This is a genomic window from Roseococcus thiosulfatophilus (assembly GCF_017311575.1).
In the GTDB taxonomy this organism is placed as follows: domain Bacteria; phylum Pseudomonadota; class Alphaproteobacteria; order Acetobacterales; family Acetobacteraceae; genus Roseococcus; species Roseococcus thiosulfatophilus.
On sequence record NZ_JAFFQY010000015.1, the window covers coordinates 23,969 to 34,228 of the forward strand.

Annotated in this window: 10 protein-coding genes; 6 read left to right on the plus strand and 4 right to left on the minus strand. The window is 70.0% G+C overall.

Annotation, left to right across the window (positions count from 1 at the left end; all coding sequences use genetic code 11):
• Positions 1-23 precede the first annotated feature (23 nt).
• Positions 24-587 (minus strand): DinB family protein, encoded by a 564-nt coding sequence (locus JTN19_RS08295; RefSeq protein WP_340643294.1) that lies wholly within the window; start codon positions 585-587, stop codon positions 24-26.
• Complete coding sequence (gene metX, locus JTN19_RS08300; protein WP_206931448.1) at positions 584-1,732, minus strand: homoserine O-acetyltransferase MetX; 1,149 nt, start codon at positions 1,730-1,732, stop codon at positions 584-586. The genes JTN19_RS08295 and metX overlap by 4 nt, the downstream gene beginning before the upstream one ends.
• 78 nt (positions 1,733-1,810) lie before the next feature.
• On the opposite strand from metX, the gene JTN19_RS08305 reads away from it, so the two are divergent.
• The 5 genes from JTN19_RS08305 (at position 1,811) to JTN19_RS08325 (ending at position 5,948) form a co-directional block, all read left to right on the plus strand.
• Entirely contained in the window at positions 1,811-2,626 is an 816-nt protein-coding gene (locus JTN19_RS08305; protein WP_206931449.1) for a chorismate mutase, read from the plus strand.
• Positions 2,623-3,714, plus strand: a complete 1,092-nt coding sequence (gene hisC, locus JTN19_RS08310) for a histidinol-phosphate transaminase (protein WP_206931450.1) — start codon at positions 2,623-2,625, stop codon at positions 3,712-3,714. Before JTN19_RS08305 ends, hisC begins: the two co-directional genes overlap by 4 nt.
• Positions 3,704-4,594: a prephenate/arogenate dehydrogenase family protein gene (locus JTN19_RS08315; protein ID WP_206931451.1), complete on the plus strand. Its 891-nt coding sequence runs from the start codon at positions 3,704-3,706 to the stop codon at positions 4,592-4,594. Before hisC ends, JTN19_RS08315 begins: the two co-directional genes overlap by 11 nt.
• A gap of 94 nt (positions 4,595-4,688) precedes the next feature.
• Positions 4,689-5,384, plus strand: a complete 696-nt coding sequence (locus JTN19_RS08320; protein WP_340643295.1) for a ribonuclease H-like domain-containing protein — start codon at positions 4,689-4,691, stop codon at positions 5,382-5,384.
• Positions 5,385-5,453: 69 nt separating this feature from the next.
• The gene (locus tag JTN19_RS08325; RefSeq protein WP_206931452.1) at positions 5,454-5,948 is read left to right on the plus strand and encodes a DUF1003 domain-containing protein; all 495 of its coding nucleotides are present in this window, start codon (positions 5,454-5,456) and stop codon (positions 5,946-5,948) included.
• 10 nt (positions 5,949-5,958) lie between these two features.
• On the opposite strand, the gene JTN19_RS08330 is transcribed toward JTN19_RS08325, so the two are convergent.
• Both JTN19_RS08330 and JTN19_RS08335 read right to left on the minus strand, forming a co-directional pair.
• Positions 5,959-6,579: a DUF1194 domain-containing protein gene (locus tag JTN19_RS08330; RefSeq protein WP_206931453.1), complete on the minus strand. Its 621-nt coding sequence runs from the start codon at positions 6,577-6,579 to the stop codon at positions 5,959-5,961.
• Between the two features lie 31 nt (positions 6,580-6,610).
• Positions 6,611-7,372 carry an MOSC domain-containing protein gene (locus JTN19_RS08335; protein WP_206931454.1) on the minus strand — a complete coding sequence of 254 codons (762 nt, stop codon included), beginning with the start codon at positions 7,370-7,372 and terminating at the stop codon, positions 6,611-6,613.
• 112 nt (positions 7,373-7,484) lie between these two features.
• On the opposite strand from JTN19_RS08335, the gene clpB reads away from it, so the two are divergent.
• A complete protein-coding gene (clpB, locus tag JTN19_RS08340; protein ID WP_206931455.1) occupies positions 7,485-10,070 on the plus strand; it encodes an ATP-dependent chaperone ClpB in 2,586 nt (861 codons plus the stop codon).
• Positions 10,071-10,260: the final 190 nt, after the last annotated feature.

Sequence of the window (10,260 nt, forward strand, 5' to 3'; positions counted from 1 at the left end):
CTGGACGGGAGCGGGCGGCCGCATCACGCGCGCTCCTGCCAGAGATCAGTCTCGGTGAAGCCCAGAGCCGCGAATTCCGCCGCGCGCAGGGGCGCCTCGCCGACGCTGTAGAACTCATCCAGTTGCGGCGGGCGGATGGAGGTGCCCGACAGCATCGCGTGCGCCTGGCCACGGTGATGCACCTGGTGCTGGAAGATGTGCAGCAGCAGCCGGTCCGCGCGCTCGGTCTGCACGCGCTCGCCGCGGTGGACGTGGATGGTGCGGCCCATGTCGTCATCCGTCAGCGCGTCGCACCAAGCCATGAGCCGGCGGTCCACCGCCGCCTGGGCGGCGTGCAACTCCGCCAGTGTCGCGCAGGGTTCGGGGTCCGCCCAGGCGGCGGGGCCGAGCGTGCCGCCCTCCAGCGCGTCCACATAGAACAGGTCAATGACCAGGATGTGGTTCAGCGTGGCGCGGAGCGAGGGGAAGAACCCCGTGCGCGGCGCCTCGAACTCGGCCTGGGAAAGGCCCGCGCAGGCCGTCAGCAGGCGGTGGTTTGCCCAGGCATTGTTGCGCGCCTGGGCGCGCATCAGCAGCGCCGCGCTCACAGGCCGAGGTCCCGCGCGGCGCCCGCGACAAAGCCGCCCAGCGCCCGGTGGAAATCGGGCTCGTCCAGCAGGAAGGCGTCGTGGCCCTTGTCGGTCGTGATCTCGATGAAGCTGACGCGCGCCGCGGCCGCGTTCAGCGCCCGCACCAGCGCGCGGCTCTCGGAGGTCGGGAAGAGCCAGTCGGAGGAGAAGGAGGCCACGAGGAAGCGCGTCGGTGTGCCGCCGAAGGCCTTGGCCAGCCCACCATGCTCCGTCGCCAGGTCGAAATAATCCATGGCCCGGGTGATGGTGAGGTAGCTGTTGGCGTCGAAGCGCCGCACGAAGGTGCTGCCCTGGTGGCGCAGGTAGCTCTGCACCTGGAACACGTCCTCCAGGAAGGTCAGCGCCGAGCCTCCTTGGAGTTCGCGTCCGAACTTCCGCGTCAGCGCCGCCTCGCTCAAATAGGTGATGTGGGCCACCATGCGCGCGACGGACAGGCCGCGTTCGGGAATGCGCCCCGTCTCCCAGTAACGCCCGCCCATCCAGTCGGGGTCGGCCTGGATGGCGGCGCGGCCCACCTCGTGGAAGGCGATGTTCTGCGCGGAATGGTGGGTGGCGCAGGCAATGGGGGCGGCGGCGAAGACGCTCTGCGGGAAGGTCGCGGCCCATTCCAGCACCTGCATCCCGCCCATGGAGCCACCGATCACGGCCAGCAGCCGGTCAATGCCCAGATGGTCCACCAGCATCTTCTGGGCGCGGACCATGTCGCGGATGGTGATGGAGGGGAAATCCGTGCCCCAGGGCCGGCCCAAGCCATTCCCGTCCGCGTCGGTCATTTCCTCGCGCGGGCCGCTCGACCCCATACAGCCGCCCAGAACATTGGCGCAGATGACGAAGAAGCGGTCCGTGTCCACCGGCAGGCCGGGACCCACCAGGTTGGCCCACCAGCCGGGCTTGCCCGTGCTGGGGTGGCGCTCGGCCACATATTGGTCGCCGGTCAGGGCGTGGCAGATCAGGATGGCATTGCTGCGGTCCGCGTTCAGCGTGCCATAGCTGCGCCAGGCCACGTGCAGCGGGCGGATCAGCTGTCCTGAATCGAGCCGCAGCCCGTCCCGCAGCACGGTGCGCTGGTGCTCGATGGGCGGCGGGGGGGCGGTCTGGTTCATTCACGCACAGAGATAGGGCCTGCCCCGCGACCGGGCAACTTGGCGCCGCGCGCCCCCCCCGCTATGCGTGCAGGAGACATGTCCGACGCGCCCCCACCCGAGACCGCCCCGCCCGAGACCGCGCCCTCCGAGGCCGCGCTGGCCGCACTGCGCGCCGAGATCGATGCGGCCGATGACGCCCTGCATGCCCTGCTGATGCGCCGGGCGGAGGTGGTGCAGCGCCTCGCCCGCAGCGCGGCGAAGCCGCAGGGCACCGTGCTGCGCCCCGGGCGCGAGGCGCGCATCCTCCGCCGCCTCCTGTCCGGCCACCGCGGCGCCATGCCACGGGCCACGCTGGTGCAGGTGTGGCGGGAGATCTTCGCCGGTTCCATCGCGCAACAGGCCAGCTTTTCCGTCGCCCTGCCGGCCGACCCGGCACTGGCACGCCTGGCCGCCTCGCATTTCGGCGCGGCCACGCCGTTGCGCCAGCACCCCTCCGCCGGGGCGGCTCTCTCCGCCCTGGGCCACCGGGAGGCGGCGGTGGCTGTCCTGCCCTGGCCGCGCGAAAGCGACAACGAGGCCGAGAGCTGGTGGATGCGCCTCGACGCCCAGCACCTCTCCATCATCGCGCGCCTGCCCTTCCTGAGTGAGCGCGAGCCGCCGCTGGAGGCCGCCGTGGTCGCCCTCTACCCCGCCGACCCGTCGGGAGAGGACGCCACCCTGGTGCGGGTGGAACTGCCTGGCACGCCGGATCGCGCCTCGGTGGCGGCCATGTTCCCCGGCGGCCGCGTCGTGGTGCTGCGCCGCGAGGGCACGCACACCCTGGCCCTGATCGAGACCGACGGCACCGTGCCGGCCGATGCGGCCGTGCTCGGCCGCTACGCCATCCCCGAACGAGGAGCGCCCTCCGCGTGAACGCCCTGCTCCCCCGCCCCTCCATCCTGACGATCGAGCCCTATGTGGGCGGCGAGTCGAAGATCCCGGGCGTGAACCGGATCATCAAGCTGTCCTCCAACGAGGGCGCCTTCGGCCCGCCCCCCTCCGCGCAGGAGGCCATCATCGCCGCCGCGCGCGAGGCGCACCGCTACCCCGATGGCGGGGCGACCAAGCTGCGCGAGGCCATCGGCGCCCGCTTCGGCCTCGACCCCGCGCGGATCGTCTGCGGGAATGGCTCGGACGAGCTGATCGCCTATCTCATCCTCGCCTATGGCGGGGAGGGGACGGAGCTGGTCATGCCCGCCCATGGCTTCGTCATGTATGACCTGACGGGCCGCTACGCCGGCTGCCGCGTCATCAAGGTGCCCGAGCGCAACCTGATGGCCGATGTGGACGCGATGCTGGCGGCCGTCGGCCCCCGCACCAAGCTGGTCTGCCTGGTGAACCCCAACAACCCGACGGGTGCCCTGCTGCCGCGCTCCGAGGTGCAGCGGCTGCGCGCCGGGCTGCGCGACGACATCCTGCTCATTCTCGACGCGGCCTATGCCGAATACGTGACCGACCCGGATTACGACCCCGGCAACGCCCTGGTGGATGCCTCCGGCAACACGGTCATGACGCGCACCTTCAGCAAGATCTATGGCCTCGGCGGGCTGCGCCTGGGCTGGGCCTATATGCCGCCGCAGGTGGCCGACGTGCTGGCGCGCATTCGCGGGCCCTTCAACGTGAACTCGGCCGCCATGGCGGCGGGCATCGCGGCGGTGTCCGAACCTGGCTGGATCGAGCGCAGCGTCGCCCACAATGAGGAATGGCGCGGGAAGCTGTCCGAGGGGCTGCGCGCGCTGGGCATCAAGGTCTGGCCCAGCGCCTGCAATTTCATCCTGGCCGATTTCGGCGATGCGGAGCGTGCGAAGGCCGCCGATGCGTCGCTGCGGGCGCGCGGCATCATCGTTCGCGCCGTGGGCGGCTATGCCCTGCCGACCTGCCTGCGGATCACCATCGGCACGGCCGAGGAATGCACCCTGGTGCAGGAGGGCCTCGCCGCCTTCGTCCAGAATGGCGGTTGAACCCCTGTTCCAGCGCCTCTGCCTGATCGGGGCGGGGCTGATCGGCGGCTCGATCGCCCGCCGCAACCAGGAAACCCGCGCCCTGGCGGGCGAGGTGGTGGTCACCGCCCGCAGCGCCGCCACGCGCGACCGCGTGCGGGAGCTGGGCTTCGCCGACCGCGTGGTGGACAGCGCGGCCGAGGCGGTCCGGGGCGCGGACGCCGTCATCCTCTGCGTGCCGGTCGGCGCCTATGCCGCGGTGATGCGCGAGATCGCGCCGCATCTGGCGCCCGGTACCATCCTGTCGGACGTGGGCTCCACCAAGGGCTCGGTCATTCGCGACCTGACGCCGCTGCTGCCCCCTGGCGTGCATCTCGTGCCCGCGCACCCCATGGCCGGCACGGAGTACTCCGGCCCGGATGCCGGCTTCGCCACGCTCTTCGACGGGCGCTATTGCATCGTCACGCCCACCGAGGCCACGGACCCCGCCGCGCTGGAGAAGGTGCGGGAGTTCTGGCGGCGCTGCGGCTCCACCGTGGAAGCCATGGACCCGGTGACGCATGACAAGGTGGTGGCCATCGTCTCCCACCTGCCGCACCTCATCGCCTTCACCATTTGCGGCACGGCCGATGACCTGTCCGAGGAAACGCGCGAGAGCGTGCTGAAATTCGCGGCCTCGGGCTTCCGGGACTTCACCCGCATCGCGGCCAGCGACGTGGCCATGTGGCGCGACGTCTTCCTCAACAACCGCGAGGCCGTGCTGGAAATGCTGGCGCGCTTCACGGAAGATGCCCAGGCGTTCGGCCGGGCCATCCGCTGGGGGCAGGAGGAGTTCATCGTGGACCGCATCCAGCGCGGGCGGAAAATCCGCAGCGGGCTGATCGAGCGCAAGCAGGCCTGAGCTGCAAAGGCTGCTGATCCTCGACATCGAGACCCTGCCGGACCTCGCTTCCGGCCGGGCGCTGCTGAACCTGCCCGAGGCCCCCGACGCCGAGATCCGCGCCGCCCTTGGCGCCCATTACGCCCGCGCCGGCGAGGCGCCGGAGGAAGCCTTCCTCAAGGCCCCTCTGCACCGGCTCTGCTGCCTGGGCCTGCTGGGCGCGGAGCGCACGGACCCCGACGAGCCCTGGCGCGTGCGCTATGTCCGCGCCGCCACCCTCGCCGATCACGATGAGGCCGATTTGCTGGCCCGCTTCGACCGCGCCCTGCAGGGCGGCCCATTACTTGTGGGCTTCAACACCTCGGGCTTCGACATTCCCGTGCTGCGCTACCGCGCCATGGCGCTGGGGGTGCCGCTGCCGCACCTGCATGGGGCGGCGGGCGCCGATTATCTGCACCGCTTCGGCCGAATGCACCTCGATCTGATGGACCGGCTTTCGGGCTTCCGCGCCTCGCCGGCGCCGAGCCTCGCGGAGTGCTGCGCCCTGCTGGGCCTGCCGCTGAAGGCCGAGATGGATGGGGAACGGGTGGAGGGCCTCTGGGCGGCCGGCGATCATGCGCGCATCGCCGCCTATTGCCGCGCCGATGTGGCCGCGACCTGGCTGGTGCTGCTGCGCTGGTGGGTGGCGACCGGGGCCCTGCCAGCCGACCAGGCGCGGGATGCCTTTCGCGCCTTCGCGGATTCGATCGACGAAGGCGAGCTCGGGGAAGGCCTGTCGCGCCATGCCGAGGTGGCGCGGACGCTGGGCTGAGCCGCTTCTTTCGCGGCCCCGTCCTGCGGCGGAAGATGCCTATGCTCCGTCACTGCCACGGAGCCTGCCATGACCGCACGCCGCATCAAGCTTTCCGCCGAGGACCAGTCGCGACTCGACGAGTTGCGCCGGGAACGCCCGGCACATCTGACCCATCCGGCAGTGCGGCGTGCCGGGCGCGCCCAGCGCATCGCGGACGCGGTGACGGCCCTCATCGGCTCCTGGCGGTTCATCGTGATCCAGAGCGTGCTGCTCGCGCTCTGGATCGCGGCCAACGTCATCGCCTATGCGAATGCCTGGGACCCCTATCCCTTCATCCTGCTGAACCTGCTGCTCTCCTTCCAGGCGGCCTACACCGCGCCCATCATCATGATGAGCCAAAACCGCCAGGCGGAGCTGGACCGCCGGCATGCCGAGCACGACTACCGCGTGAACGTGAAGGCGGAGCTGGAGATCGAGGCGCTGCACGCCAAGCTCGACGCGCTGCGCGAACAGGAAATACTGCGGCTGCTGCAGCTGGTGGAGCGCCTGTCCGGGGTGGGCGGGGCGGAGGCACCGCGCTGAAGCCCGGCCCTCACACCACCAGCAGGCCCGGCCCGCGCAGCTCCCGGATCAGCTTGCGGCGGATGGCCTCCACGAAATCGGCGTAGTCGGCGCAGGACATGGCGAAGGCGCCGGGGCCGCCGATGACCTCGGTCTCGTAGTGCTCCAGCAGGTCCGGCTCCTCGTTCACCACGGCCAGGCCGTTGATGGTGACGCCCGCGGCCACGCCCAGGTCGCGCACCGGGCCCGGGGGGCGGCCGCGATTGCTGCGCCCATCGCCCGAGACATCCATCACCGACCGCGTGGCCGGCGCCGGGCAGCGGGCGAGCAGGGCAAGGCCCGCCACCATCCCATCCCCCAGCGCCGTGGCGCCGGGGCGGGGGAGGCGGGGGGCTTCCTCCAGCAAAGTGGCGAAGCCTTCCGCGCTGGCCGCGTCCTGGACCCGGGTCCAGGGCGTTGCGGGTTCGGCGGTGTCGGACCAGAAGACGGCCGAAAGCGCCGCCGCGCCGCGCGGCCCGCCCGTGGCGGCGGCCAGCACGGATTCGTCGCGGAAGGCGGCGGAGAGCCCGCCGATCATCAGCGCGAATTCCTGGAAGTCCACGCTGGCGGAGACATCCACCGCCAGCACCAGCGCCACGTCCACCGGTTCCATGCCCAAGCCCTTCCTGCTGGCGGCGGGCGGGTCAGGCCGGGGTGAAGACCTCCAGCGCATCGCCCACCGCCACGCGGCCCCCTTCCAGCACCTCGGCCTGCACGCCGAGGTCGGCATGGCCGAAATTCTCGCGCAGCACGCGCGGGGGGCGTGCGTCACGCTCGGCCGTGTCGGGGTTCACCTCAGTGGCGGGGCAGCGGACGATGCGCTTCCAGACGCGCAGCCTGGCCGTGCCGAGCTGGATCTCCTGGCCCACCAGGTCGAAATCCGCCCACTCGGCCCCGCCCGAGACGTAGATGTTGGCGCGGAAACGCAGGGGATCAAGCCGCATCCCATGGGCGCGCTCCAGCGCCGCCAGGCTGGCCAGGGAGATGATGGAGACGGATTTCTGCGGGATGTCGGTGAAGTTGTAGCCGGGCGCTTCCGCCAGGCGCAGCCGGCCGCGGGCCTCCTCGCCCATGTAGTCGGTGATGAAGTCCTCGAGGCGGGTGCGGTCCGCGGGCTTCTTCAGGTCCAGCATCAGCGGCGCCCCCTCGGGCGGGCGGATGACGAGCTGGGCGGTCTTTGGATCATAGGCCGTATGCAGCTTCGCGATGCGGGCGTTGGCGGCCAGGCAGGCGAAGTTCGTCTTCCGCATCCAGACCGGGGCCGAGGTGTCGAAGGGGGAATCCCCCTGGGCCAGGGCATAGACCCTGTCATGCGGCAGGCATTGGCCGGGGGTGAGGGTGACCTCCTCCAGTGCTTCGGCCGAGAATCCCTTCACAGGGTAGCGGTAGATGTGTTCGACGCGCATGGCTTCCTCACCGATTCCTCTTGAAGTCACCGTGGCAGAGTTACCACACTCCCCTTGACCGCGTCGCCCAATCGGGGGCGTGGACATGCAGTCGCCTCATGGAGGGACAGGAATGGACATTGAGAAGTTTACCGAGCGCGCCCGCGGATTCCTCCAGGCCGCGCAAACCATCGCGATCCGCGAATACCATCAGCGCCTGACGCCGGAGCATCTGCTCAAGGCGCTGCTCGACGACGAGCAGGGCGCTGCGGCGGGCCTGATCGGCGCGGCCGGCGGCGATGCGGCCGCGGCGCGGGCAGCGGTGGAGGCGGCGCTCAAGAAGCTTCCCTCCGTGCAGGGCGGGGGCGCCGGCCAGCCCAATGCCGCCCCGGAACTGGTGCGCGCGCTGGACGCCGCCCAGCAATCCGCCACCAAGGCGGGTGACGCCTATGTGGCGCAGGACCGGATGCTGCTGGGCCTCGCGCTCACCTCTGGTCCGGCGGCCGAGGCCCTGAAGGCCGGCCATGTCACGGCCCCCGCGCTGGAAGAGGCCATCCTTCGCCTCCGCAAAGGCCGGCGCGTGGATGCCCCCAATGCCGAGGAAAGCTTCGACGCGCTGAAGAAATATGCGCGCGACATCACCGATGCGGCGCGCAACGGCAAGCTCGACCCCGTCATCGGGCGCGACGAGGAAATCCGCCGCACCATCCAGGTGCTGGCCCGGCGCACCAAGAACAACCCGGTGTTGATCGGCGAGCCCGGCGTGGGCAAGACCGCCATCGTGGAGGGCCTGGCCCTGCGCGTGGCCAAGGGCGACGTCCCGGAGGCACTGAAGGATAAGCGCGTGATGTCGCTCGACCTCGGCGCCATGGTGGCCGGGGCCAAGTACCGCGGCGAGTTCGAGGAACGTCTCAAGGGCGTGCTGAAGGAGGTGGAGGACGCCGAAGGGCAGGTCATCCTCTTCATCGACGAACTCCACACGCTGGTCGGCGCGGGCAAGGCGGATGGGGCGATGGACGCCTCCAACCTGCTGAAGCCGGCCCTGGCGCGGGGTGAACTGCACTGCATTGGCGCCACCACCCTGGCGGAATACCGCAAGCATATCGAGAAGGACGCGGCGCTGGCCCGGCGCTTCCAGCCAGTGTTTGTGGGCGAGCCAACGGTGGAGGACACGATCAGCATCCTCCGCGGCATCCGCGAGAAATATGAGCTGCATCACGGGGTCCGTATCGCGGACGCCGCGTTGGTGGCCGCCGCGACGCTGTCCAACCGCTACATCACCGACCGCTTCCTCCCCGACAAGGCCATTGACCTGGTGGACGAGGCGGCGTCGCGCCTGCGGATGATGGTGGACAGCAAGCCCGAGGAGCTGGACGAGCTGGACCGCCGCCTCCTGCAATTGAAGATTGAGCGGGAGGCGCTGAAGCGGGAGGAGGACGAGGCCTCTCGGGACCGTCTGGCCAAGCTGGAGCGGGAATTGGCCGAGCTGGAGGAGCGTTCCAGCGCGATGACCGCCGCCTGGGAGTCCGAGAAGGGGAGGGTGGTCGAAACCCAGAAGCTGAAGGAGCAGCTGGATGCGGCCCGCACCGAGCAGGAGCTGGCCGAGCGCCGCGGCGACCTGAACAAGGCGGCGGAGCTGCGCTATGGCACCATCCCGCAGCTGGAGAAGAAGCTGGCCGAGGCCGGTGAGGGCGGCGCCAAGCTGGTGAACGAGGCGGTGACCGAGGAGGGCATCGCGGGCGTCGTCAGCCGGTGGACCGGTATTCCCGTCGAGAAGATGCTGGAAGGGGAGCGCGCCAAGCTCTTGCGGATGGAGGACGCGCTGCGGAAGCGCGTCGTCGGCCAGGAGGAGGCGCTGGAGGCGGTGTCCAAGGCGGTGCGGCGCGCCCGCGCCGGGCTGCAGGACCCGAACCGGCCCATTGGCAGCTTCCTGTTCCTGGGCCCCACGGGCGTGGGCAAGACCGAGCTGGTGAAGGCGGTGGCGTCGTTCCTGTTTGACGATGACCGGGCGATGACGCGCATCGACATGAGCGAGTTCATGGAGAAGCACGCCGTTTCGCGGCTGATCGGCGCGCCCCCGGGCTATGTCGGCTATGAGGAAGGGGGGGCGCTGACCGAGGCGATCCGGCGGCGACCCTACCAGGTGATCCTCTTCGACGAGGTGGAGAAGGCGCACGAGGATGTCTTCAACATCCTGCTGCAGGTGCTGGATGACGGGCGGCTGACGGATGGCCAGGGGCGGACGGTGGATTTCCGCAACTGCATCATCGTGCTGACCAGCAACTTGGGTGCCCATGCCATCGCGGATTTGGCCGATGACGCCGATATCGAACAGGCGCGCCCCGCGGTGATGCGGGCGGTGCGGGACCGCTTCCGGCCGGAATTCCTGAACCGGCTGGACGAGATCGTGCTGTTCCGCCGCCTGGCGCGCACGGACATGGACGTCATCGTGGACATCCAGCTGGAGCGTCTGCGGGCGCTGCTGGATGACCGCAAGATCGGCCTGGTGCTGGATGAGTCCGCTCGCGCTTGGCTGGCGGAGGCGGGGTATGATCCGGTTTATGGCGCGCGGCCTCTGAAACGCGTCATCCAGCGGAATTTGCAGGATAAAATGGCTGTCCTGCTGCTGGAGGGCCAGGTGCGTTCGGGTGACGCCGTGCGTGTGACCACCAAGGGGGATGAACTCGCCCTGGAGGTGGAGGTTGCACCTGCTGCGTAGCTGAACATGTCGGCCATGCGTTTATCGCATGAGGAGGGGGTTTACAGGGTCCGGTCAGACCCGTAAAAGCCCCTCCACGCCGACGGGATGCCTGACGCGGTTCTGACACAAAGAGTAGTCACCGAGGGCGGTTCGCCGGCCTCGATTGACTGTCTCCGAAGGTTGGGGCAAGAAGTTGAAGAACTTCTTA

Excerpts from the sequence above, each read along its gene's own strand:
- metX (WP_206931448.1), bottom strand. The coding sequence starts at position 1,732 with ATGAACCAGACCGCCCCCCCGCCGCCCATCGAGCACCAGCGCACCGTG.
- clpB (WP_206931455.1), top strand. The coding sequence starts at position 7,485 with ATGGACATTGAGAAGTTTACCGAGCGCGCCCGCGGATTCCTCCAGGCC.
- JTN19_RS08325 (WP_206931452.1), top strand. The coding sequence starts at position 5,454 with ATGACCGCACGCCGCATCAAGCTTTCCGCCGAGGACCAGTCGCGACTC.
- JTN19_RS08330 (WP_206931453.1), bottom strand. The coding sequence starts at position 6,579 with ATGGAACCGGTGGACGTGGCGCTGGTGCTGGCGGTGGATGTCTCCGCC.
- JTN19_RS08305 (WP_206931449.1), top strand. The coding sequence starts at position 1,811 with ATGTCCGACGCGCCCCCACCCGAGACCGCCCCGCCCGAGACCGCGCCC.
- JTN19_RS08315 (WP_206931451.1), top strand. The coding sequence starts at position 3,704 with ATGGCGGTTGAACCCCTGTTCCAGCGCCTCTGCCTGATCGGGGCGGGG.
- JTN19_RS08335 (WP_206931454.1), bottom strand. The coding sequence starts at position 7,372 with ATGCGCGTCGAACACATCTACCGCTACCCTGTGAAGGGATTCTCGGCC.